Genomic DNA, 22,992 nt, shown 5'->3' with positions numbered 1-22,992 from the left:
TCTAACCTTCCACCTGAACGTGAAGGTTTGTCGCACGACGAGAGGCACCGACGTGGCAGCTCCGCAGAACTACCTGGCGGTCATCAAGGTGGTCGGGATCGGTGGCGGCGGCGTCAACGCCGTCAACCGGATGATCGAGGTCGGCCTCAAGGGTGTCGAGTTCATCGCCATCAACACCGACGCCCAGGCCCTGCTGATGTCCGACGCGGACGTCAAGCTCGACGTGGGCCGCGAGCTCACCCGAGGTCTCGGCGCGGGGGCCGACCCCGAGGTGGGCAAGAAGGCAGCCGAGGACCACGCCGAGGAGATCGAGGACGTGCTGCGTGGCGCGGACATGGTCTTCGTGACGGCCGGCGAGGGTGGCGGCACCGGCACCGGCGGCGCCCCCGTCGTGGCTCGGATCGCCCGGTCGCTCGGAGCGCTGACGATCGGTGTCGTGACCAGGCCGTTCACCTTCGAGGGACGCCGACGCTCGGTCCAGGCGGACACGGGCATCGAGAGCCTGCGGGACGAGGTCGACACGCTCATCGTCATCCCCAACGACCGGCTGCTGTCGATCTCCGACCGCTCGGTCTCGGTCCTCGACGCGTTCCGCTCCGCCGACCAGGTGCTCCTCTCAGGCGTCCAGGGCATCACCGACCTGATCACCACCCCCGGGCTGATCAACCTCGACTTCGCCGACGTCAAGAGCGTCATGCAGGGAGCCGGCAGCGCGCTCATGGGCATCGGCTCGGCGCGTGGCGACGACCGGGCCGTCCAGGCTGCCGAGCTGGCGATCTCCTCGCCCCTGCTCGAGGCCAGCATCGACGGCGCGCACGGAGTGCTGCTCTCGATCCAGGGCGGGTCGGACCTGGGGCTCTTCGAGATCAACGAGGCCGCGCGGCTGGTCCAGGAGGCCGCCCACCCCGAGGCGAACATCATCTTCGGTGCGGTCATCGACGACGCGCTCGGCGACGAGGTGCGGGTCACGGTCATCGCTGCCGGCTTCGACAGCGGCTCGCCGACGGTGCACCGGGACACCCGGGACACCCGCGGGCTCGGCCAGGTCGGTGGCGCACAACGACCGCCGCAGGTCGAGCAGCGGGCCATGCCTCCTGTCGTCCCGGTGCAGCCCGCTGCCTCGGCCCTCGACGAGGGATGGGCCCCCCACCAGGTGCCGAACCCCTACGAGAGCAGCGACGTGCCGCGAGGTGAGCGCCCCGACCTCTCGGTGCACGAACCCGTCGCGGGTGGCACCGACGGCCGGGCCGATGCCCATGCCGATGCCCTCGACGTGCCGCCGGTCTTCGAGGCGCGGCCGCGTCGTGCGAACGACGACCTCGACCTGCCGGACTTCCTCAAGAACCCGTCGTGACCTCGGCGCCACCGCTGGTCGAGGTCACGCTCGGACCGGCGGTGCGCGCTGCCTTCACCACCCTGGGGCCACGGGGCGAGGGGTACGACCTCGGCCTGTCCACGCCGGACCAGCCGGTGGACGTCCTGGAGCGACGGGGACGGCTGGCCGCGTGGGTCGGTGCTCCGCTCGCACTCACCCGGCAGGTCCACGGTGCGTCGGTGCACCACTGCACCGAGCCACCTCCCGACGGTGTCACGGTCGTCGCGACAGCCGACGCGATCGTGACCCGACGGACGGACGTCGCGGTGGCGGTGCTGGTGGCGGATTGCGTCCCGGTGCTGCTCGTCGACGTCGGAGCGCGCGTGGCCGGCGTCGTCCACGCTGGTCGACGAGGCCTGGTCGACGGCGTCGTGCAGAGCACGGTCGACGCGCTCGGTTCGCTCGGGGCTCGTCCGGGCGAGCTCCAGGCCGTGATCGGACCCGCGATCTGCGGGGAGTGCTACGAGGTCCCGCACGCCATGCAGCAGGTGGTCGACGACGCGGTGCCGGGCACGGCCTCGACCACCACCTGGGGGACCCCTTCCCTGGACCTCCCCGAAGGAGTGCGTCGGCTGCTCGCCGCCGCGAAGGTCGATCACGTGCGCCAGGTGGGCGGATGCACCCTCACCGACCACCGGTGGTACTCCCACCGCGGGGCCGAGCAGCAGGGCCGACCCCGTGGTCGTCTCGCCGGTGTCGTGAGGTTGCTGCCGACAGCCGCGCCCGGGCAGGGCGCATGACGCGGATCGGTGCTGATCGAGGGCTGCGGGCGTGTCGCGCCGGGTCGCACAGGGCGCTGGGTTAGCGTGAGACCGACCGGATCGTGGCGCCCAGAACCCTGGGTGGAACGGTCCTGACGGACCGCACAGGGGATGGAGATCGCGATGGCCGGAGCGCTTCGCAAGACGATGCTGTATCTCGGCCTGGCCGAGGACGACCGGCAGGGGCAGGTCGAGGAGTACGTCGACGAGTACGACGAGGAGTACGCCGTGCCGCACGAGTACGAGGCCGAGGTCACCCCTCTGCACCGCAACCAGCGGGTCCCGAGCGCGCCCGCGCCCGCAGCCGAGCTGCGTCGGATCACCACCATCCACCCGCGGTCGTACAACGACGCGCGCGTGATCGGCGAGGCCTTCCGGTCGGGCACGCCGGTCATCATGAACCTCTCGGAGATGACCGACGCGGACGCCAAGCGTCTGGTCGACTTCTCCGCCGGGCTGATCTTCGGCCTGCACGGAGCGATCGAGCGGGTGACGAGCAAGGTCTTCCTGCTCTCGCCCGAGCACGTCGAGGTCACCGGTGAGGAGCAGGTCGCGCCCGGCGAGACGCGCACCGGCTTCTACAACCAGAGCTGACGTGGGTCTCGTCCTCGGCCTGCTCTACCTGGTCGTCCTCGTCTTCTTCCTGCTGATGTTCGTGCGGCTCGTCCTGGACTGGGTGCAGGTGTTCGCGCGCGAGTGGCGGCCGCGCGGCGTCGTGCTGCTGGTGGCGGAGGCCACCTACACCGTCACGGACCCGCCGCTGCGTGCGGTACGTCGGGTGGTCCCGCCGCTGTCCCTCGGGACGATCCGGCTCGACCTGGCGTTCCTCATCGTGATGATCGCCTGCTCGGTGCTGCTGAGCATCCTTGCCCCATTCGTCTGAGTGCCGCCCGACACGCCGTCCCGTTCACGCGCTCCCGCGTGCACCGGCGGCATTCTCCGCTACCGTGATGCCTGGCGGTCGGCGGACTGCCCGGCCTGACCAGCACGATCAACCGAGGTGACACCATGGCTCTGCTGACAGCAGATGATGTCCTGAACAAGAAGTTTCAGGCGACGAAGTTCCGCGAAGGCTACGACCAGGACGAGGTCGACGACTTCCTGGACGAGGTCGTCAACACGCTGCGTGCTGTCCAGGGCGAGAACGACGAGCTGAAGGCCAAGCTGGCAGCGGCAGAGCGGCGCATCGCTGAGCTCAGCCGCAACGCCGACAACGGCTCCGGCTCGTCCGCAGGGGCCTCCGGCCGGATCCAGCAGGCTGCGGCCCCGACCCCGGAGCCGACCCCCGAGCCCGTGCCCGCACCGGCTCCCGTGGCCGCCGCACCGGCACCGGCACCGGCCCGGGTCAGCGAGCCCGAGTCTGCCACCGGGATGCTGCACCTCGCCCAGAAGCTGCACGACGACTACGTGCGCAGCGGTCAGGAGGAGGGCGACCGGATCATCACCGAGGCCAAGAGCCAGGCGACCCGGATCGTCCGCGAGGCCGAGGAGACGTCCAGCAGGACGCTGGCCCAGCTCGAGCAGGAGCGCAGCCTCCTCGAGCGCAAGATCGACGAGCTCCGGGTCTTCGAGCGGGACTACCGCACGCGGCTCAAGAGCTACCTGGAGAACCTGCTGGGCGACCTCGACGCACGAGGGACCTCGGTCGCACCTCGTTCCGGTGGCTCGGACTCGGGACTCCAGTTCAACGGCTGATCACCTCTGCACAGCACCAGACGACGCACCACGCCGGCAGTCCGGCGTGGTGCGTTGTGCGTCACCCGTGAGAGGTCTACTCTCGCGTGACCTCAGCGACAGGAAGAGTCATGGCCATCGACGACACGGCGCGCCCCTCGACGACGACCGACCATGCGGCCCCCGAGCTGCCGGACCTGGACGAGCTCGTCGACGGCTTCCCGGTCCGCGACGGGGAGGACCCCTGGACCTCTGCCGAGGTGCGTGCTCTCGCGAACGAGCTCACCGAGGAGATCACGAGGCTCCGGACAGAGCTGTCGCACGCGGACGCCGAGCTCTCCGACCTGCTGCGGAACTCGGGCGACGGTGCGGGTGACGACCAGGCCGACTCCGGCTCGAGCGCTCTCGAGCGCGAGCAGGAGCTGACGATCGTCAACAACACCCGCGACCTTCTCGAGCAGGTCTCCCACGCTCTCCAGCGCGTGGGCGCCCCGGGCTTCGCGCGGTGCGAGTCGTGCGGCGAGGCCATCGGGAAGGCGCGCCTCCAGGCGTTCCCCCGGGCGACGCTGTGCGTGACCTGCAAGGCCCGTCAGGAGCGACGCTGAGCGTGTCCGGTCGAGCCCGACGTCCTCTCGTCCGACTGCTCCTCGCCCTGGCCGTCTCGGTGCTCCTGGTCGACCAGCTCACCAAGGTGTGGGCCGTGGCGAGCCTCTCGGTGGGCGAGCGCATCCCGGTCGTCGGTGACCTGCTCGGGCTGACCCTGCTCTACAACCCCGGCGCGGCGCTGAGCATCGCCACCGGGATGACCTGGCTGCTCACCGTCGCGGCCGCGGTCGTCTCGGTGGTGATCCTGCGGATCGCCAAGCGGCTGGGGTCGCGGGCCTGGGCGGTGGCACTCGGCCTCCTCCTCGGTGGGGCGGTCGGCAACCTGATGGACCGTCTGTTCCGCGACCCGAGCTTCGGTCGCGGTCACGTGGTCGACTTCATCGACTACGCGGGCTTCTTCGTGGGGAACGTCGCCGACATCGCGATCGTCGTCGCGGCCTGCCTCATCGTGCTGCTGAGCCTGCGTGGGATCGGTGTCGACGGCTCCCGCGAGTCCGCGCGCGGAGCCAGCCGTGACGAACCGGTCGACGGTGTCACGGAGGACTCCCCGGCCGCTGAGCTGCCGGACGGCCAGGGGCAGCACCGGGACGGGGAGCTCAGGTGAGCGACCTGCGCGCCCTGCCGGTACCTGACGGCCTGGCCGGTGAGCGGGTGGACGCGGCGATCGCGCGGATGCTCGGGATCTCCAGGACCCGGGCGGCCGATCTCGCGGTCGCGGGCGCCGTGCTGCTCGACGGCGCCGTCGTCGGCAAGTCCGACCGTCTGCCTGCAGGTGGCTGGCTGGAGGTGGACCTCGAGGGGCTCGACCCTGCGGCCACCGTCCCGGTCGACCCCCAGCCCGTGCCCGGGATGATCGTGGTCCACGAGGACGACGACCTGCTCGTCATCGACAAGCCGGTCGGCGTGGCCGCACACCCGTCGCCGGGCTGGACCGGGCCCACCGTGGTCGGCGCCTTGGCCGCGTCGGGTCACCGGCTGTCGACCTCAGGGGCGGCCGAGCGCCAGGGCATCGTGCACCGCCTGGACGTGGGGACCTCGGGGCTGATGGTGGTGGCCAAGAGCGAGCACGCCTACTCGGTGCTCAAGCGCGCGTTCAAGGAACGAACGGTCGACAAGGTCTACCACGCGGTCGTGCAGGGCCACCCGGAGCCCACCACAGGCACCATCGATGCGCCGATCGGGCGCCATCCCACCGCGGACTACCGGTTCGCGGTGGTCGCCGAGGGAAAGCCCTCGGTGACCCACTACGAGGTGCTCGAGATGGTGCCGTCGGCCTCCTTGGTGGAGGTCACCCTGGAGACCGGGCGAACGCATCAGATCAGGGTCCACTTCTCGGCGCTGCGCCACCCGTGCGTGGGCGACCTGCAGTACGGCGCGGACCCGGTGCTCGCTGCCCGTGCCGGGCTCGGTCGGCAGTGGTTGCACGCGATGCGGCTCGCGTTCGACCACCCGTCGACAGGGCGGCGGCTCGAGGTCACCAGCCAGTACCCGGACGACCTCGCGGTTGCGTGGGCGGTCCTGTCGGAGGGTTACCTCTAGGACCTGCGGCCGCGGGCCGCCGGAGTCCGGCACGAGGGTCCTCGGCGTCGGTCGCGGCACCTAGAATCGTCGGCATGGCAGCACGCGGCGGGTCCGACTTCGTCCACCTGCACGTGCACACCGAGTACTCGATGCTCGACGGTGCCGCCAAGCTGGACGAGCTCTTCGCCGAGGCCGGTCGCCTGGGGCAGCACTCGATGGCCACCACGGACCACGGCTTCCTGTTCGGCGCCTTCGACTTCTGGAGCAAGGCGACACGTGCCGGCATCAAGCCGATCATCGGCGTCGAGGCCTACGTCACCCCGGGCACGAGCCGTTTCGACAAGACCAGGGTCAAGTGGGGTGAGGCGCACCAGAAGAGCGATGACGTCTCGGGTGGCGGGTCGATCACCCACCTCACGATGTGGGCGCGCAACAACGAGGGCCTGCACAACCTGTTCCGCGCGAGCTCGCTGGCCTCTCTCGAGGGACAGATGGGCAAGTGGCCCCGGATGGACCGCGAGCTCCTCGAGCGCTACTCGCCGGGCCTGATCGCCTCGACCGGCTGCCCGTCGGGCGAGGTGCAGACCAGGCTGCGGCTCGGTCAGTACGACGAAGCGCTGCGTGCTGCCGGTGAGCTCCAGGACATCTTCGGCAAGGACTCCTTCTACGTCGAGCTGATGGACCACGACCTCGACATCGAGCGACGGGTCCAGAAGGATCTCCTGCGCATCGCCCAGGAGATCGGCGCACCGCTGCTGGCCACCAACGACCTGCACTACGTCAAGCGTGAGGACTCGCACTCCCAGGAAGCGCTGCTGTGCATCAACTCCGGCACCACCCTCGCCGATCCTGACCGGTTCAAGTTCGACGGTGACGGGTACTACGTCAAGTCCGCGGAGGAGATGCGCAGGGTCTGGTCCGAGCTGCCCGAGGCCTGCGACAACACGCTGCTGCTGGCCGAGCAGTGCGAGGTCTCGTTCAACACCTCGGCCAACTACATGCCCCGGTTCCCGCTGCCACCCGGCGAGGACGAGACGAGCTGGTTCGTCAAGGAGGTCGAGCGGGGCCTGCACCGTCGTTACCCGGCGGGGGTCCCGCAGGACGTACGTCGGCAGTCGGACTACGAGACCGGGATCATCACGCAGATGGGGTTCCCGGGGTACTTCCTCGTGGTGGCGGACTTCATCAACTGGGCCAAGGACAACGGCATCCGGGTGGGGCCAGGGCGCGGGTCGGCAGCGGGATCGATGGCGTCCTACGCGATGGGCATCACCGAGCTCGACCCGCTCGAGCACGGTCTGATCTTCGAGCGCTTCCTGAACCCCGAGCGCGTCTCGATGCCCGACGTCGACATCGACTTCGACGAGCGGCGCCGCGGCGAGGTCATCCGGTACGTCACCGAGAAGTACGGCGACGAGCGCGTCGCGCAGATCGTGACCTACGGGACCATCAAGGCCAAGCAGGCGCTCAAGGACTCGAGCCGCCTGCTGGGGTTCCCCTTCGCGATGGGGGAGAAGCTCACCAAGGCGATGCCCCCGGCGATCATGGGCAAGGACATCACCCTGAGCGGGATCTTCGACCCGCAGGACAAGCGGTACTCCGAGGCGGACGAGTTCCGTCAGCTGCACGCGACCGACCCTGACGCGCAGCGCGTGGTCGAGCTCGCCCAGGGCATCGAGGGGCTCAAGCGGCAGTGGGGCGTGCACGCCGCGGGCGTGATCATGTCCAGCGAGCCGCTGATCGACATCATCCCGGTCATGCGCCGCCCGCAGGACGGCGCGATGATCACCCAGTTCGACTACCCCACCTGTGAGGGCCTCGGCCTGATCAAGATGGACTTCCTGGGTCTGAGGAACCTGACGATCCTCGATGACGCGCTGGTCAACATCGAGGCGAACGGCAAGCCGCCGATCGAGATCGAGTCGTTGCCGCTCGACGACCGTGCGACCTACGAGCTCCTCGGCCGGGGTGACACGCTCGGTGTGTTCCAGCTCGACGGCGGGCCGATGCGCTCGCTGCTGCGCCAGATGCGACCGGACAACTTCGAGGACATCTCGGCCGTCATCGCGCTGTACCGACCGGGCCCGATGGGCATGAGCTCGCACATCAACTACGCGCTGCGCAAGAACGGGATGCAGAAGGTCGTCCCGATCCACCCCGAGCTCGAGGCGCCGCTCGCCGAGGTCCTCGACGAGACCCACGGGCTGATCGTCTACCAGGAGCAGGTGCAGCGCGCCGCGCAGATCCTCGCCGGGTACACCCTCGGCCAGGCCGACCTGCTGCGTCGTGCGATGGGCAAGAAGAAGCAGGAGGTGCTGGACGCCGAGTTCGTGCCGTTCCAGGCGGGAATGCGTGAGCGGGGCTACTCCGACGGTGCCATCCAGGCGGTGTGGGACACCCTGGTGCCGTTCGCCGGGTACGCCTTCAACAAGGCCCACTCGGCCGCCTACGGCCTCGTCTCGTACTGGACCGGGTACCTCAAGGCGAACTACCCGACCGAGTACATGGCGGCGCTGCTCACCTCGGTCCGCGACGACAAGGACAAGTCGGCCCTCTACCTCGGTGAGTGCCGGCACATGGGCATCACCGTCCTGCCCCCGGACGTCAACTCCTCCTCGGCCAACTTCACCGCGGTGGGCACGGACATCCGGTTCGGCCTGACCGCGGTGCGCAACGTGGGCGCCAACGTCGTGGACGCGATCGTGGCCTCGCGCACCGAGAAGGGCGACTTCACCTCGTTCATCGACTTCCTGGACAAGGTGCCCGCGGTGGTCTGCAACAAGCGCACCATCGAGTCGCTGATCAAGGCCGGCGCCTTCGACTCGCTCGCGCCGAGCCGGAGGGCACTCCTGCTGGTCCATGAGCAGGCCGTCGAGGCGGTCGTGGGCGTCAAGCGCAAGGAGGCGGAGGGGCAGTTCGACCTCTTCGCGGGCTTCGGCGACGCGACCGACGCCGCCGACACGGCGTTGTCCTTCAGCGTCGAGGTGCCGGACGTCCCTGACTGGGACAAGAAGCAGCGGCTGGCCTTCGAGCGGGAGATGCTCGGGCTCTACGTCTCGGACCACCCGTTGTCAGGCCTCGAGCACGTCCTGAGTGCCGCCGCCGACTGCTCGATCATGACCCTGCTGGCCGACGACGCGAGGTCCGACGGGTCGATGGTGACCGTCTGCGGGCTGGTCACCTCGCTCCAGCGGAAGATGTCCAAGCAGGGCAACCCGTGGGCCGCGGTGACCCTGGAGGACATCGACGGCTCGATCGAGATCATGTTCTTCGGCGAGACCTACCTGGCCTACTCCACGGCGCTCGCGGAGGACGCGGTGATCACCGTGCGGGGCCGGGTGCGCCGTCGCGACGAGCAGCTCCAGCTCCAGGCCGTCGAGGTCTGGCTGCCGGACGTGTCCACGGCCGAGTCCGCGCCGGTCACCATCACCCTGCCCGTGGTGCGGTGCACCCCACCCGTGGTCGAGCGCCTGCGGGAGATCCTCTCGACCCATCCCGGGGTCACCGAGGTCCACCTCAAGCTGACCCAGCCGGGTCGGTCGACCGTGATGCGGCTTGAGGAGGGCCTGCGCATCGAGCGGTCCAACGCCCTGTTCGGTGACCTCAAGGCGCTCCTGGGCCCCAGCTGCCTGGTGGGCTGAGACCGCGCGGCGACACCTAGACTCCTCGGGTGATCCACCTGACTCCCGAGCAGCACGTCTTCGTGACCGAGCGTCACCTGGCGACCCTGACGACCTTGCGGGCTGACGGCACCCCTCACGTGGTCCCGGTGGGCTTCACCTGGGACGCCGAGCTCGGGATCCTGCGGATCACCACGAGGGACGGCTCGGTCAAGGCGCGCAACGCCGAGCGGGTCGGACCGGACGGTCTCGCTCCCAGGGCTGCGGTCTGCCAGGTGCTGGGCGGTCGGTGGCTGACCCTCGAAGGACGGATCAGCGTGTCTCGCGACCCCGACGAGGTTCTCGAGGCGATGCGCCGCTACGGCACGCGCTACCGGACGCTCGAGCACGACCCTCGACGGATCGTGCTGCAGGTCGCGGTCGACCGTGTCATGGGCTCGGACTACATGACCCGGTGAGCGGGCCTCGCGGGTCGCGGCGTCGCGCCCTCGGCCGGTCGGGTCGGGTCGGGTCAGCCGACCACGAAGACGTGGTCGCCTGCCGGGGTGGCGACGGTGACGACGTCGCCGGTCACGAGCTGCCGGCCCCGGCGCTGCTCGAGCTCCCCGTTGACCTGGACCTCGCCCTCGTCGAGCAGGGCTCGGGCCTGCGCCCCGGAGTCGGCGGCACCGGCGAGCTTGAGCAGCTGGCCGAGTCGGATCGCGCCGCCGGTGACGGGGACGGTCTGTGCGGAGCTCATCGGGCCAGTCTCCCACCAGGCCGGGCACGCGACGCCGACTGCCTAGACTGACCGCGTGATCTCTCGTCTCGACCTGCGCGGTCGCACGCTGTCCACCCGTGAGCTCGCTGCGGTCCTGCCGCGGCCCGAGCAGGACATCGCCGCGGTCACCCAGCATGTCGCGCCGATCATCGCCGAGGTGCGTGAGCACGGTGCACGGGCGTTGCGTGACCTGTCCGAACGGTTCGACGGCGTCCGCCCGGTCGATCTACGCGTCCCGCAGTCGGCCCTGGCCGACGCGCTGGAGAGCCTCGCCCCGCCGGTTCGTGCTGCCCTGGAGGAGGCGATCGCGCGGACGCGGCGCGTGCACGCCGCCCAGCGCCCCGCCGACCTGAGCGTCGACCTCGCACCGGGGGCGCAGGTGCGTCAGCGGTGGCTGCCGGTGCGTCGGGTCGGCCTCTACGTCCCCGGAGGGATCGCCGTCTACCCCTCGTCGGTCGTCATGAACGTCGTCCCCGCGCAGGAGGCCGGTGTGGCCTCGCTGGTCGTGACGAGCCCGCCGCAGCGGGAGAACGGCGGTCTGCCGCACCCCACGATCCTGGCGGCCTGCGCCCTGCTGGGGGTGGACGAGGTCTACGCGGTCGGCGGCGCGCAGGCCGTGGCGATGCTCGCGTACGGCGCGCAGGGAGAGCTGCCTCAGGACGGCGCGATGCTGTGCGAGCCCGTCGACGTGGTGACCGGTCCGGGCAACCAGTACGTGACCGCAGCCAAGAGGCTGGTCCGGGGGGTGGTCGGCATCGACTCCGAGGCCGGCCCGACCGAGATCGCGATCCTCGCCGACGACGGTGCGGACCCGGTGCACGTCGTGGTCGACCTCATCTCGCAGGCCGAGCACGGACCCACCTCGGCGTCGGTCCTGGTCACCGACTCGACGTCGTTGGCCGACGCTGTCCAGGCCCTGCTACCGGAGCGGGTCGCGCAGACCAAGCACCGTGACCGGGTGGTCCAGGCCCTGGGCGGCCCCCAGTCAGCGGTGGTCCTGGTGGACGACCTCGAGCAGGGCCTGGAGGTGGTGAACGCCTACGGCGCCGAGCACCTGGAGATCCAGACGGCTGACGCCGCAAGGGTGGCCGACCGTGTCACCAGCGCCGGGGCGATCTTCGTCGGCCCCTACTCGCCGGTCTCCCTGGGGGACTACATGGCAGGCTCGAACCATGTGCTGCCGACGGGCGGGTGCTCGCACTACGCGGGCGGCCTCGGCGTCCACAGCTTCCTGCGGGCCGTGCAGGTGGTCGAGTACGACGCGGGCGCACTGCACACGCTGGCGTCACGCATCGTGAGCCTCGCCGACGACGAGGACCTGCCGGCGCACGGCGAGGCCGTCGAGGCTCGCTTCGAGGACTGAGGCTGCGCCACGGCAAACCGAGGTTCTGCCCCAGGCTGACGTCCGACGCCGTCGAGCCGGTCTCCGGACCCCTCACCCGATCGCGAGGGCGAACGGGTGGACGGCGGTCGCCCCGGCCTGGCGGAGCAGGCGCGCCGCGACCGTGACGGTCCATCCCGTGTCGTAGCGGTCGTCCACCAGCAGGACCGAGCGGCCGGTCAGACCGGCCTCGGCGGCGGGGCTCAGGTCGAGCGAGAGACGCTGCCAGACCCCGGCCAGTCGCTGGGCCGAGTTGACGTCGTGGCGCCCGGGCGGACGCCCGGTGTCCGTCCCGACCCGCCCGACCACGGGGACGCCGAGGTGGCGGGCGATCCCGGCCGCCAGGTGCTCGACGAGCCCGGGTCGGGTGAGGGACCCGATCACCACGACACCGTCGACCTGAGGGCTCCAGGCGTCCATCACCTCGAGCACCGGGGCCCGCAGCGCGACCGGCAAGGTGTCCTGGGCCCCTGCGGCCTGCGCGGGGGCGCTGAAGAGCTCGCGCAGCTGGTTCCCCCAGCCCAGACCGTCGAGACGGGCGACCGCACGGCCTGCCGACGCGCCGTCCTGCGCCGAGATCCGACCGCTGACCGGGACGCCGAGCGACGCCATCCCGCTCGGCCACTGCCGACGTGCGGGGACCTCGACCCCCGGCACGGCGAGCTGGCTGCGCGCCTGGCGGACGGCCTCCTCGTCGGGCCTGGTCGTCGAGGTCGTGCCGCCGCAACGGTCGCAGCGCCCGCACTGCCACCGGGGGTGAGCCGCGAGGTCGGGGTCGTCCAGCGCACTGCGCAGGAAGTGCATCCGACACCCTGGTCCGGCGACGTAGTCGAGCATCGACTGCTGCTCGGTCTGCCGCGTCGCAGCCACCTGCTCGTACCGCGCGCTGTCGTAGGACCACGGCTGCCCGGTGGACTCCCACCCTCCACGGACCCGACGGACGGCCCCGTCGACGTCGAGCACCTTGAGCATCATCTCGAGGCGGTTGCGCCGCAGGCTCACCCGGGGCTCGAGCGCAGCGGTGGAGAGCGTCCTGCCGGCGTCCTCGAGGGCCGCCAGCGCCGCCCGCACCTCCTGCTCGGGCGGGAAGGCCATCGAGGCGAACCAGTCCCAGATCGCGAGGTCCTCGCGGCCGGGGAGCAGGACGACCTCGGCCCGCTCGGTCGCGCGGCCTGCGCGGCCCACCTGCTGGTAGTACGCGATCGGGGAGGCCGGCGCCCCCAGGTGCACCACGAAGCCGAGATCGGGCTTGTCGAAACCCATCCCGAGGGCTGACGTGGCGACCAGTGCCTTGACCCGGTTGGCCAGGAGATCCTGCTCGCACTCGAGCCGCTCGGCCGGGTCGGTCTGCCCGGTGTAGGGGCGGACCACCAGGCCTGCGGCGGTGAGGTGGGCCGCGACCTGCTCGGCAGCGGCGACCGTCAGGCAGTAGACGATCCCTGACCCGGGCATCGCGGGCAGGTTCTGCGCGAGCCAGGCGAGCCGGGACGCCTGGTCCTCGAGCTCCTGGACGGACAGGTGCAGGCTCGTGCGATCCAGGCTGCCCCGCAGGACGAGCACCTCCTCGCCCGGCTCGTCGCCGGGCCCCGGCGTGCCGGACCCGTGCGGCACGAGCTGCTCGGCGACGTCGGCGGTCACCCGGGCGTTGGCCGTCGCGGTGGTCGCCAGCACGGGGGTGCCGGTCGGGAGGTCGAGCAGCAGGTCGCGGATGCGACGGTAGTCGGGGCGGAAGTCGTGACCCCAGTCCGAGACGCAGTGGGCCTCGTCGATCACGAGCAGCCCGGCGTCCTGCGCGAGACGGGGCAGGACCTCGTCCCGGAAGCCGGGGTTGTTGAGCCGTTCGGGTGAGACGAGCAGCACGTCCGTCTCCCCGGCCACGACCCGCTCCTGCACCGACGCCCACTCCTCGGTGTTGGCCGAGTGGATCGTCTCGGCGCGGATCCCGGCGCGTCGGGCCGCCTCGACCTGGTTGCGCATGAGGGCGAGCAGCGGCGAGACGATGACCGTCGGGCCGGACCCCTGCTCGCGGAGCAGCGAGGTGGCCACGAAGTAGACGGCCGACTTGCCCCACCCGGTCCGCTGGACCACCAGGGCCCTGCGTCGGTCCGCCACGAGCGCCTCGATCGCCGTCCACTGGTCCTCGCGCAACCGCGCGTCGGGGTGTCCGACGAGCGCGCGGAGCACCTCCTCGGCGCGCTCCCGCAGCGCGGGGCGGTCGGACCCGCCCCGAGGTGCGGCGTGTCCCGCGACCGCGATCGCTCCGGTCGAGGGGTCCGAGGTGGGGGGCATCGTCGAAGTCTGTCACCCGTCACGGACACCTGCCGGTCTGCGGCAGGGTGCTCAGGCACAGGCACACGCACGTGCCCGAGCACACGCACCGGGCCGCTCGGGATGCCACAGTGGAGGGGTGCGACCTCCCGTCCTCCTGGCCCTGATCCTGCTCCTGCTCCTGGCGGGCTGCGCACCCCAGGAGCCCGCGCCGGACGCTGACGTCACGTCGCGACCGTCCGTGACCCCCCCGACCCCGGGGACGGGCGAGTTCCTTGCGGGCCTGCCCGCGACCGTCGACCTCCCGCCGGGTCGCCCGGACACGGTGATCGTGCTCGTCCCGGGCGGGGGCTGGTGGTCTGCGGACCCCGCGGGCCTCGCTCCGTTGGCCGAGGCGCTCGTCGCCCAGGGTCACGCGGTCGTGACCATCACCTACCGGGCGGGTGGTACCGGCGACAGCTACCCGGTACCGGTGGACGACGTCGCGTGCGGCGTCGCCTACGCGGTGGACCAGGTGCCCGGTGTCCCGGTGGTGGTGGTGGGTCACTCCGCAGGGGCCCACCTGGCGGCCCTGGTCGGTCTTGCCCCCGACCGGCCGGGTGCGGCCTCGTGCCCTCACCCGCCGGTCCGGCCCGACGCCGTCGTCGGCCTGGCCGGTCCGTACGACCTGGCGGCGACGGCCGGTGCGGCCCAGACCCTGCTCGGCGTCCCCCGTGACAGTGCGCCCGAGCTCTGGCGCGAGGCCAACCCGTTGACCTGGGCGGACGCCCACCCCGAGATCCCCGTCCTGCTCGTGCACGGCGCCGAGGACGACCTGGTCCCGGCATCCTTCTCGACCGTCTTCGCCGACGCCCTCACGGTCGGCGGCCACGAGGTGGCCGTCGAGGTGCTGCCAGGCGTGGACCACGGCCAGGTCATCCTGCCCGAGGTGGTGGGTGACCTGCTGGCCGGGTGGGTCGAGCAGGCCGTCGACCTCCCTCCCGCGCCGTAGGATCGTCGCCGGACGGGGCGCACGGTCGCCTCGCGGAGACCCAGGAGCGTGTGACGTGCCCGTCGTCGAAGCCATCGGCTGGATCGGGTCGGCCGTCCTGATCATCTCGTTGCTGCAGACCAGGGTGATGCGCTTCCGGGTGCTCAACACCCTCTCGTGCCTGGTGCTGATCGGGTACAACGCGGTGGTCGAGGTCTGGCCGATGGCCGCGATGAACGTCGTGCTGGTCGGGATCAACCTGTGGGTCATCAGCAGGCTGGTGCGCGAGCGTCACGACGAGCGTGCCTACGACGTCGTGCCGATCGGGGTGGACCAGCCGTACCTGCGTCACCTGCTCTCGCGCCACAGCCAGGACATCCGTGCCTTCAACCCCGACCTTCCCGACGACGGTGTGCCCGTGGCCGATCACGCCTTCCTGGTGAGCACCGGCGACCAGCTCGTGGGTGTGGTCCTGTCCCGGGCCGGGCAGGAGGTCGGCGAGCAGCAGGTCGTCCTGGACTACGTGCTCCCGGCCTACCGGGACTTCACGCCGGGGGAGTTCGTCTTCCGCACCGACGGCCCGTTCGCCGCGATGGGCACTCGACGGGTCGTTGCCTCGGCGGGCATGGCGGCCTCCGAGAAGTACCTCCGGGCGGTCGGGTTCGTCGCTCAGGGTGACCGCCGCGTGCTCGAGCTCGTCGACGCCTGACGGTCGAGCCCGACGACGAGGCCACCACCGTGGCTACGATCGGCCCCGTGACCGTTGCCGACCTTCCCGAGCGAGCGCGGGACCGCGCCTCCGCAGAGCTCCCGCTGCGCACCGAGCTGCGGGGTCTGGAACCCTACGGCGCGCCCCAGCTCGACGTCCCCGTGCTGCTCAACGTCAACGAGAACCCGTATCCGCCCTCGCACGCCGTGGTCGCCGACATCGCCGCTGCGGTGGCGCAGGCCGCACGGGGTCTGAACCGCTACCCCGACCGCGACTTCCTCGCGCTGCGGCGCGATCTCGCCACCTATCTCGAGCGCGAGTCGGGCGTGGCTCTGGACCCGACCCGGATCTGGGCGGCGAACGGGTCCAACGAGGTCATGCTGCACCTCCTTCAGGCGTTCGGTGGTCCTGGACGGACCGCGCTCTCCTTCGCACCGACCTACTCGATGTATCCCGAGTACGCGCGTGACACCTCCACGACCTGGGTGGTCGGCCGACGTGAGGAGGACTTCACCGTGGACCCGGTGGTCGCGGCGGCGGCGATCGAGAGGCACCAGCCCTCCGTGGTGCTGCTGGCGAGCCCCAACAACCCGACCGGGACGGCGCTTCCGCTCGCGACGATCGAGGCCGTCCTGGAGGCTGCGCGCGGTGTCGTGGGAGGGTGCGTGGTGGTCGTGGACGAGGCCTACGGAGAGTTCCGGCGGCGGGGCACCCCTTCTGCCCTGGAGGTGCTGGACCGTCATCCTGCCCTCGCGGTGTCGCGGACGATGTCCAAGGCCTTCGGGCTGGCCGGTGCGCGCCTCGGCTACCTCGCCGCTGCGCCGGCGCTCGTCGACGCCCTGCGCGTGGTGCGGCTCCCGTACCACCTGTCCGCAGTGACCCAGGCGGTGGCGCGTGCGGCCCTGGCCCACTCGACCGAGCTCATGGCGCTGGTCGGCGCGCTGCGGGCCGAGCGGGACACGACGGTGGCGTGGCTGCGCGCGCGTGGTCTGCGTGTGGCGGACACGGACGCCAACTTCGTCCTGTTCGGCACGTTCGACGACCGGCACGCGATCTGGCAGGGTCTGCTCGACCGCGGTGTGCTGATCCGGGAGACCGGGCCGGACGGGTGGCTGCGGGTGTCGATCGGCACCCCGGAGGAGATGGTGGCGTTCAAGGACGCCCTGGTGGAGGTGGCAGGACTGTGAGCCAGACCGTAGGCGCAGGCGGGTCGGGTCGCACGGCCCGGATCGAGCGGAGGACCTCGGAGTCCGACGTCCTGGTCGAGCTCGATCTCGACGGCAGCGGGCGCACCGAGATCTCGACCTCGGTGCCCTTCTACGACCACATGCTCACCGCGCTGGGCAAGCACTCGCTGATCGACCTCACGGTCCGCGCGACCGGCGACACCGAGATCGACGTGCACCACACGGTCGAGGACGTGGCCATCGCCCTGGGCCAGGCGTTGCGCGTGGCGCTGGGCGACAAGGCGGGCATCGCGCGTTTCGGCGACGCGCTCGTGCCGCTCGACGAGGCCCTCGCCCAGGCTGTCGTCGACGTGTCCGGTCGGCCGTACCTGGTGCACTCGGGTGAGCCCCAGGGCCAGGAGTACCACCTCATCGGCGGGCACTTCACCGGGTCGCTGACCCGCCACGTCCTGGAGTCGATCGCCCATCACGCGGGGATCTGCCTGCACGTCAGGGTGCTCGCCGGGCGAGACCCGCACCACATCGTGGAGGCGCAGTTCAAGGCCCTCGCCCGTGCTCTGCGGCTCGCCGTGGCCCACGATCCCCGGGTCGAGGGCATCCCCTCGACCAAGGGCGCGCTGTGAGCGGTGAGGACCTCCCGGCAGCTGCCGTGGTCCTCACGCAGGTCGCGGTCGCGCAGGGCCTGGCCGCAGCGTGTGCGCTGAGCAAGGTGCCGGTCGATGCCGTTCCCACCGACATCGGGGCCGTCGGCGTGTGCCGCACGACCGCGGTGGGTGATCCCGAGCGTGCTGCCGCGGTCATCTCGAAGCTGTTGAAGAACACCCCGGTCGTGCTGCTCACCCAGCGCGACGGGCAGATGACCGCCTCCCGGTGGTCGGCGGGGAGCAAGGGTGAGGACATCGCGCCGGTCCTGATGCTGGACGGTGCCCCACCTGTCGTCGAGCAGCTGCTGCTGGGCCAGGTCACGCCGCAGGAGCTGCCCGGGGTCGTGTCCTCGGTCGGCATGTCGCGATGGACCGCGATGCGCATCCTCGCCGCGGCGGCCAAGAGGCGGCGGGCCTGAGCGCGCGCCATCTGGACAGCGACGGGCGGCTGCGCCCCGCGTCGGTAAACTCGGCGCCGTGACCTCTCCACGTGTCGTCGTCCTCGACTACGGCTTCGGCAACGTGCGTTCGGCTGTGCGCGCCCTCGAGCGCGTCGGTGCGCAGGTCGAGCTCACGGCCGACCCGAAGGCGGCTGCCGAGGCGGACGGTCTCGTCGTCCCCGGCGTCGGGGCCTTCGCCGCGGTCATGGACGGGCTCAGGGCCGTGCGCGGTGACCAGATCATCGACCGTCGCCTCGCGGGCGGGCGGCCCGTGCTGGGGATCTGCGTGGGCATGCAGGTCATGTTCGAGGCCGGTGACGAGCACGGTGTGCGGACCGAAGGCCTGGGGGAGTGGTCCGGTCTGGTCGATCGGCTCGAGGCGCCCGTGGTGCCCCACATGGGATGGTCGACGGTCACGCCCCCCGAGGGCTCGCGGCTCTTCGCCGGTGTCGAGGGTGAGCGCTTCTACTTCGTCCACTCCTACGCGGCGCGCGCCTTCCCCCCGCTGGGTGACCAGCGGTTCACCCCACCGCAGGTCACCTGGTCCGAGCACGGAGGTCCTTTCGTGGCAGCGGTCGAGAACGGACCGCTCGCCGCGACCCAGTTCCACCCCGAGAAGTCCGGCGATGCCGGCGCCCACCTGCTGACCAACTGGGTCAGCAGCCTGAGAGGACCGTGAATGCCCAGCATGTCTCGACTTGAGCTCTTGCCCGCCGTGGACGTCGCGGACGGCCAGGCGGTGCGGCTCGTCCAGGGGGAGGCGGGGTCGGAGACCTCGTACGGCAGCCCCTTGCAGGCGGCGCTGGACTGGCAGGCAGGTGGCGCCGAGTGGATCCACCTGGTGGATCTCGACGCGGCCTTCGGCCGTGGCTCGAACGCGGACCTGCTGGCCGAGGTCGTCGGCGCCCTGGACGTCAAGGTCGAGATGTCCGGCGGCATCCGTGACGACGAGTCGCTGCGCCGTGCGCTGGCCACCGGCTGCCGTCGGGTCAACCTGGGCACTGCCGCTCTCGAGGACCCCGAGTGGACGGCGCGGGTGATCGCCGAGCACGGCGACGCCATCGCGGTGGGGCTCGACGTGCGAGGAACGACCTTGGCCGCGCGAGGCTGGACACGTGAGGGTGGCGACCTCTGGGAGGTCCTGGAGCGTCTCGAGGTCGCCGGGTGCCCGCGGTACGTGGTGACCGACGTCACCAAGGACGGGACCCTTCGCGGCCCGAACATCGACCTGCTCCGTGAGGTCTGCTCGCGGACCGATGCCCCGGTGGTCGCCTCGGGCGGCATCTCGAGCCTCGAGGACCTGGTGATCTTGCGCGGCCTGGTGCCGGTCGGGGTCGAGGGGGCCATCGTGGGCAAGGCGCTCTACGCCGGTGCCTTCACCCTCCCCGAGGCGCTGGACGTGGCCGGGCGGCCCTAGTGGTGCAGTCTGGAACGGGTGCGGGACGGGAGCTTCCGCCGACCTCAGCCTTCGCCGGAGACGACGGGAGCGCCGACGCAGAGCTCTCCGCTGCGCTCGTCCGTCACGCTGAGGGAGCCGCGACGCTCCGTGACGTCGTCGTCGCCCTGTCCGGTGCCCGCGTCCTGGTCCCGGTCCTGGCCGAGCTCGAGGTCGCGGGACACAGCGACCTCGGACTGGACCTGGACAAGGAGGCGTCGACCGGGATCGTGGCGCTACGGGCCCCTGACGGCCGGACCGCCCTGCCCGTGTTCACCAGCACGACCACCTTGGCGGCCTGGCGACCTGACGCGCGACCTGTCCCCGCCCAGGCCCCGCGGGCGGCGCTGTCGGCCGCGCAGGAAGGATGGGAGGTGCTGGTCGTCGACCCGGCCGGACCGGTGACGGTCGTCGTGCCGCGTCCGGCAGTGCGTGCGCTGGCCACCGGGACGTCCTGGGACCCGGCGGTGCACGGCTCGCAGGTCCGCCCCGAGGTCCGCCGAGCGGTGGTCGCCGCGGTGTCCGGGACGGACCACGTGCTCGGCGTCGACGCCCTTCCCGGGCGGCGTGCCGAGGTCGCCGTGGTCCTGGCTCTGCGTCCTGGGCTGGATCGCGCGGCCCTGGACATGGTGCTGGCCCGGGTCAACGCGCGACTGGCCGCCGACGACGTCGTGACCACGGCTGTGGACTCGATCGAGCTCCGGCTCACGACCGCCTCACCCTGAGCCGCGCGCCGGTGCGAGGTGGCACGGTCTGGGGCGCACCGCTCAGCCGTGGGTCAGCGCCGTCGCCCGCGGATCGCCCAGCTGAGGGCGATCACGGCCACGGCCCCGACGACCTGACCGCCGAGGATCACCCGACCGAGGTCCAGCGCGGGCTGCCACCGAACCTGCGCGCCCTGCACGACGTAGACCCCGATCGGATGGACCCGCAGACCGAAGCCGCCTCCACCTCCGGTCCCGGTGCCGTCCCCACGCGAAGCACCCCGGGCCGCGTCGCCGCCCACCTCTGCGGTGCCGTAGCCCGATCCCGACCCTCCGGCGACCGAGGCCACCGGCACGAGGGTCACGTCGCCGTGCTGGACGGGGGTGCCGAACGCGCGCCGGACGCTCAGCGCATCACCCGCGGTCCGGGTGATCAGTCCGTGGGCGCCCCCACGGCGGCCACCCCGCCGTGCACGCTGGGCGTCGTGCCCGGAGCGGTCCTCGTGCCGGTCGGAGGTCTCGTCGTTCTCGTTGCTCGTCGCCATCGACCCATCGTGCCGCGGACGGGCCATCCTGTCAGGAGGACCCGGTCTACTGGTCGCAGCCCGCGCTGGGGGTGAAGGCGCCCTCGTCGGCCAGCAGGCTGCGCAGCGTGCTGACCGGGACGATGAAGCTCTGACCTGTGGCGTTCTTCGCGTAGACGACGCCGACCACGCGACCGTCCTCGTCCAGCACAGCCGAGCCCGAGCTCCCGGGCTCGACCGGCGCATCGGTGACCAGCACCTCGCCGAGGATCTCGTTGAGCGGGTCGGTGGTCGAGCCGATCACCTGACCGCGCGTCGCGGTGAGGACCCCGCCCTGCGGGTAGCCGACCACGGTCACGGCGTCCCCGCGCACCGGGTCGGCGGGGGCGAGCTCGGGGAAGCTCGGCAGCTCCTCGGCGGTGCGGACGACGGCGAGGTCGGCGAGGGACGCGGTGCTCGTCGCGGTGACGTCGATGTCCCGTCCGTCGTAGGTCGAGACCTGGAGGTCAGCCGAGTCGGCCACGACGTGACGGTTCGTGATCAGCGTGGTCGCGTCGATCGCGAAGCCGGAGCCGGTGGACAGCGAGCTGCAGCCGATGTTCCTGATGCGCACCGCCATGCGCTCGACGGTGTCGAACCCGTCGGGGGACAGGCTGCCGTCCGGTGAGGGCTGCGGTGGGTCGGTCGGGACGAAGTCGGTGACCGGCGGGCCAGGCAGCCGTGGGAACTCCTCGATCACGGCGCAGCCCGTCAGGGCGAGCGCGAGGGCCAGGAGGAGCGTCGATGCACCCAGGCCACGACGGTGCCGGCTCGTGGCGCTCACTGGGCGAGCTCGCGCTGGAGGGCGATGTTGGCCTCGGTCGCGGCCTGGCAGAGCGTGTCCACCTCGACCGCGAACTGGTCGAGGGCCTCCTGGTCGTAGGCCTCCGCGTTCTCCAGGTAGCCGATCAGCATCTGCTGGCCCTGCACGCACTCGTCCAGGGCCAGGGCGACGCGCCCGGCAGCGTCGGTGACCCGGGCCTGGTAGTCGCTCAGCTGGCGAGCGATCTCGCGGTCGTCGCCGATCTGGGCCTTCTCGTCCGCGAGGGTGATGATCCGTCCCTGTGCGGTTCGGAGCTGCTCACGGACGGCCTCGAGCTCGGCCCGTGCCCCGTCGAGCGACGCCTGGGTCGCCCACACCTCCTCACCCAGCTCCTCGGCCGTCGCCAGGTACCGCTCGGCGTGCTCCTGCCAGGCCTCGGTGGTGAGGTACAGGTAGGTGGACAAGGATCCGAGGGCCAGGACGAGCAGGACGAGCAGTGCGACACCTGCGCGGCGCCGTCGACGGCGCCGCTGCAGGGTTCGGTTGCTCGGAGGCTGCGCGTGCGACCGGACGGCGGGCTCGGTCGCGGTCGTGCGGCCGGGGGGTGGTGAGGTGTCGAGGCCCGGACGGGCGGTGGCGTTCGCAGCGCCGGGTTCGGGGGTGTGCGCGCCGACGGGCGGACCGGCCGTGTCCGACGTGAGCTCGGTGCCGTCGGCGTCGACGGGCGGTGCGGGCCGTGTGCCGGGCGCCACCTCGGGGGCCTCGCCCTCGGGGGATGGCGTGGGGGCCTCGTCCTCGGGGGATGGCGTGGAGGCATCACCCTCGGTGGATGGCGTGGGGGCGTCGTCGTCCGGGTGCGCGGGCGCGGTGTCGACCGCGGCCTCGTCGACCTCAGGGTCGACGTCCGCCGCCTCGACCTGCTCGGCCTCGTCCTTCACCCGTCCTGCCCCCTGGTCCCCGAACTCGATCACGCTCCTGCGCCCTGTCCGGGCCGGTCCCCGGACGATCCGGGACGAGCGGTCTCGGGGACAGGATAGGAGAGGCTGGCTCGCGGCGTCGCTGCGTGTCGCGGTCCGGTTGAGCTGGCGGTGCCCGTCAGCTCAGCTGACGGCGCCCGTCCATCGTTCACCCGGGCCCTCACCTGGCGCGTCGGGGAAGGGGGACGCCTCGCGGAAGGCGAGCTGGAGGGAGCGCAGGCCGTCGCGCAGGGACCTGGCGTGCTGGTTCCCGATCTCGGGGGCGGCGGCCGTGATGAGCCCGGCGAGGGCGGTGATGAGCTTGCGAGCCTCGTCGAGATCGGTCAGGTCGGTGCCGCGGATCTCGGCCGTGTCCTCGCTCAGGCCGCACTTGATCGCGGCTGCGCTCAGCAGGTGCACGGCCGCGGCGGTGATGACCTCGACGGCAGCGACGTCGGCCAGGTCGCGCAGCTCGGCGCTCCCGGGACCAGGGGTCGTCGGCTCGGTCGAAGGCTCGGGTGAGGTGTCGCCAGCGGTCGTCATGGGACGATCCTCTCACCGCACGGTGGCGCGGTGGGCGCCGTCCGACCCGACCGGGCGCAGGTGGGTGCTATCGTGTCTCCCGACCGATCTGTGATCGACGGCCCACGCGGGT

General features: G+C 71.6%; 25 protein-coding genes. 19 read left to right on the top strand and 6 right to left on the bottom strand.

Going from position 1 to position 22,992, the window contains the following annotated elements:
- Nucleotides 1–52: 52 nt before the first annotated feature.
- From ftsZ to M1R94_RS03720, 10 genes are all read left to right on the top strand, one after another.
- Complete coding sequence (gene ftsZ, locus M1R94_RS03765; protein ID WP_249380334.1) at nt 53–1,354, top strand: cell division protein FtsZ; 1,302 nt, start codon at nt 53–55, stop codon at nt 1,352–1,354.
- Nucleotides 1,351–2,115, top strand: a complete 765-nt coding sequence (locus M1R94_RS03760) for a purine nucleoside phosphorylase YfiH/LACC1 family protein (RefSeq protein WP_249380333.1) — start codon at nt 1,351–1,353, stop codon at nt 2,113–2,115. The genes ftsZ and M1R94_RS03760 overlap by 4 nt, the downstream gene beginning before the upstream one ends.
- 144 nt (nt 2,116–2,259) lie before the next feature.
- Nucleotides 2,260–2,730, top strand: coding sequence for a cell division protein SepF (locus M1R94_RS03755; RefSeq protein WP_249380332.1), 471 nt, complete (start codon nt 2,260–2,262; stop codon nt 2,728–2,730).
- A gap of 1 nt (nt 2,731) precedes the next feature.
- Nucleotides 2,732–3,019, top strand: a complete 288-nt coding sequence (locus tag M1R94_RS03750; RefSeq protein ID WP_249380331.1) for a YggT family protein — start codon at nt 2,732–2,734, stop codon at nt 3,017–3,019.
- 125 nt (nt 3,020–3,144) lie between these two features.
- Complete coding sequence (locus M1R94_RS03745; RefSeq protein ID WP_249380330.1) at nt 3,145–3,831, top strand: DivIVA domain-containing protein; 687 nt, start codon at nt 3,145–3,147, stop codon at nt 3,829–3,831.
- A gap of 110 nt (nt 3,832–3,941) precedes the next feature.
- On the top strand, nt 3,942–4,415 hold the full coding sequence (locus M1R94_RS03740; RefSeq protein ID WP_249380329.1) for a TraR/DksA family transcriptional regulator: 474 nt from the start codon (nt 3,942–3,944) through the stop codon (nt 4,413–4,415).
- Nucleotides 4,416–4,417: 2 nt separating this feature from the next.
- Entirely contained in the window at nt 4,418–5,020 is a 603-nt protein-coding gene (gene lspA / locus M1R94_RS03735; RefSeq protein ID WP_308199868.1) for a signal peptidase II, read from the top strand.
- On the top strand, nt 5,017–5,955 hold the full coding sequence (locus tag M1R94_RS03730) for an RluA family pseudouridine synthase (protein WP_249380328.1): 939 nt from the start codon (nt 5,017–5,019) through the stop codon (nt 5,953–5,955). Before lspA ends, M1R94_RS03730 begins: the two co-directional genes overlap by 4 nt.
- A gap of 74 nt (nt 5,956–6,029) precedes the next feature.
- Nucleotides 6,030–9,578: a DNA polymerase III subunit alpha gene (gene dnaE / locus M1R94_RS03725; protein WP_249380327.1), complete on the top strand. Its 3,549-nt coding sequence runs from the start codon at nt 6,030–6,032 to the stop codon at nt 9,576–9,578.
- Nucleotides 9,579–9,607: 29 nt separating this feature from the next.
- On the top strand, nt 9,608–10,015 hold the full coding sequence (locus M1R94_RS03720; protein ID WP_249380326.1) for a pyridoxamine 5'-phosphate oxidase family protein: 408 nt from the start codon (nt 9,608–9,610) through the stop codon (nt 10,013–10,015).
- A 53-nt stretch (nt 10,016–10,068) separates the two neighbouring features.
- Here M1R94_RS03720 and M1R94_RS03715 read toward each other — a convergent pair whose 3' ends face one another.
- Nucleotides 10,069–10,296, bottom strand: a complete 228-nt coding sequence (locus M1R94_RS03715) for an RNA-binding S4 domain-containing protein (protein WP_249380325.1) — start codon at nt 10,294–10,296, stop codon at nt 10,069–10,071.
- A gap of 55 nt (nt 10,297–10,351) precedes the next feature.
- On the opposite strand from M1R94_RS03715, the gene hisD reads away from it, so the two are divergent.
- Entirely contained in the window at nt 10,352–11,680 is a 1,329-nt protein-coding gene (hisD, locus tag M1R94_RS03710) for a histidinol dehydrogenase (protein ID WP_249380324.1), read from the top strand.
- A 72-nt stretch (nt 11,681–11,752) separates the two neighbouring features.
- Here the strand turns inward: hisD and M1R94_RS03705 are convergent, their stop codons facing one another.
- A complete protein-coding gene (locus M1R94_RS03705; protein WP_249380323.1) occupies nt 11,753–13,987 on the bottom strand; it encodes a RecQ family ATP-dependent DNA helicase in 2,235 nt (744 codons plus the stop codon).
- A gap of 118 nt (nt 13,988–14,105) precedes the next feature.
- On the opposite strand from M1R94_RS03705, the gene M1R94_RS03700 reads away from it, so the two are divergent.
- The 8 genes from M1R94_RS03700 to M1R94_RS03665 are packed head-to-tail and all read left to right on the top strand — an operon-like array spanning nt 14,106 to nt 20,076.
- The gene (locus M1R94_RS03700; protein ID WP_249380322.1) at nt 14,106–14,957 is read left to right on the top strand and encodes an alpha/beta hydrolase family protein; all 852 of its coding nucleotides are present in this window, start codon (nt 14,106–14,108) and stop codon (nt 14,955–14,957) included.
- A 55-nt stretch (nt 14,958–15,012) separates the two neighbouring features.
- Nucleotides 15,013–15,645, top strand: a complete 633-nt coding sequence (locus M1R94_RS03695; protein ID WP_249380321.1) for a YgjV family protein — start codon at nt 15,013–15,015, stop codon at nt 15,643–15,645.
- 47 nt (nt 15,646–15,692) lie between these two features.
- On the top strand, nt 15,693–16,832 hold the full coding sequence (locus M1R94_RS03690) for a histidinol-phosphate transaminase (RefSeq protein ID WP_249380320.1): 1,140 nt from the start codon (nt 15,693–15,695) through the stop codon (nt 16,830–16,832).
- On the top strand, nt 16,829–17,455 hold the full coding sequence (gene hisB, locus M1R94_RS03685) for an imidazoleglycerol-phosphate dehydratase HisB (RefSeq protein ID WP_249380319.1): 627 nt from the start codon (nt 16,829–16,831) through the stop codon (nt 17,453–17,455). The genes M1R94_RS03690 and hisB overlap by 4 nt, the downstream gene beginning before the upstream one ends.
- On the top strand, nt 17,452–17,895 hold the full coding sequence (locus tag M1R94_RS03680; protein WP_249380318.1) for a hypothetical protein: 444 nt from the start codon (nt 17,452–17,454) through the stop codon (nt 17,893–17,895). The genes hisB and M1R94_RS03680 overlap by 4 nt, the downstream gene beginning before the upstream one ends.
- 58 nt (nt 17,896–17,953) lie before the next feature.
- Nucleotides 17,954–18,595, top strand: a complete 642-nt coding sequence (gene hisH, locus M1R94_RS03675; RefSeq protein ID WP_249380317.1) for an imidazole glycerol phosphate synthase subunit HisH — start codon at nt 17,954–17,956, stop codon at nt 18,593–18,595.
- Nucleotides 18,596–19,333: a bifunctional 1-(5-phosphoribosyl)-5-((5-phosphoribosylamino)methylideneamino)imidazole-4-carboxamide isomerase/phosphoribosylanthranilate isomerase PriA gene (gene priA, locus M1R94_RS03670; protein WP_249380316.1), complete on the top strand. Its 738-nt coding sequence runs from the start codon at nt 18,596–18,598 to the stop codon at nt 19,331–19,333. It abuts the gene before it with no gap.
- Between the two features lie 2 nt (nt 19,334–19,335).
- Nucleotides 19,336–20,076 (top strand): SseB family protein, encoded by a 741-nt coding sequence (locus tag M1R94_RS03665; protein ID WP_249380315.1) that lies wholly within the window; start codon nt 19,336–19,338, stop codon nt 20,074–20,076.
- Nucleotides 20,077–20,129: 53 nt separating this feature from the next.
- Here M1R94_RS03665 and M1R94_RS03660 read toward each other — a convergent pair whose 3' ends face one another.
- The 4 genes from M1R94_RS03660 to M1R94_RS03645 all read right to left on the bottom strand — a co-directional run bounded on the left by M1R94_RS03660 (nt 20,130) and on the right by M1R94_RS03645 (nt 22,880).
- Nucleotides 20,130–20,600 (bottom strand): GerW family sporulation protein, encoded by a 471-nt coding sequence (locus tag M1R94_RS03660; RefSeq protein ID WP_249380314.1) that lies wholly within the window; start codon nt 20,598–20,600, stop codon nt 20,130–20,132.
- A 46-nt stretch (nt 20,601–20,646) separates the two neighbouring features.
- Nucleotides 20,647–21,402, bottom strand: coding sequence for a S1C family serine protease (locus M1R94_RS03655; protein WP_249380313.1), 756 nt, complete (start codon nt 21,400–21,402; stop codon nt 20,647–20,649).
- On the bottom strand, nt 21,399–22,352 hold the full coding sequence (locus tag M1R94_RS03650; protein ID WP_249380312.1) for a hypothetical protein: 954 nt from the start codon (nt 22,350–22,352) through the stop codon (nt 21,399–21,401). Before M1R94_RS03650 ends, M1R94_RS03655 begins: the two co-directional genes overlap by 4 nt.
- A gap of 129 nt (nt 22,353–22,481) precedes the next feature.
- Nucleotides 22,482–22,880 (bottom strand): DUF1844 domain-containing protein, encoded by a 399-nt coding sequence (locus M1R94_RS03645; RefSeq protein ID WP_249380311.1) that lies wholly within the window; start codon nt 22,878–22,880, stop codon nt 22,482–22,484.
- Between the last annotated feature and the right edge of the window lie 112 nt (nt 22,881–22,992).

The organism is Actinotalea alkalitolerans, from assembly GCF_023369855.1.
Lineage (GTDB): Bacteria > Actinomycetota > Actinomycetes > Actinomycetales > Cellulomonadaceae > Actinotalea.
Note: the sequence above shows the minus strand (reverse complement) of the source record. Positions and strands in the feature narration are given on the sequence as shown.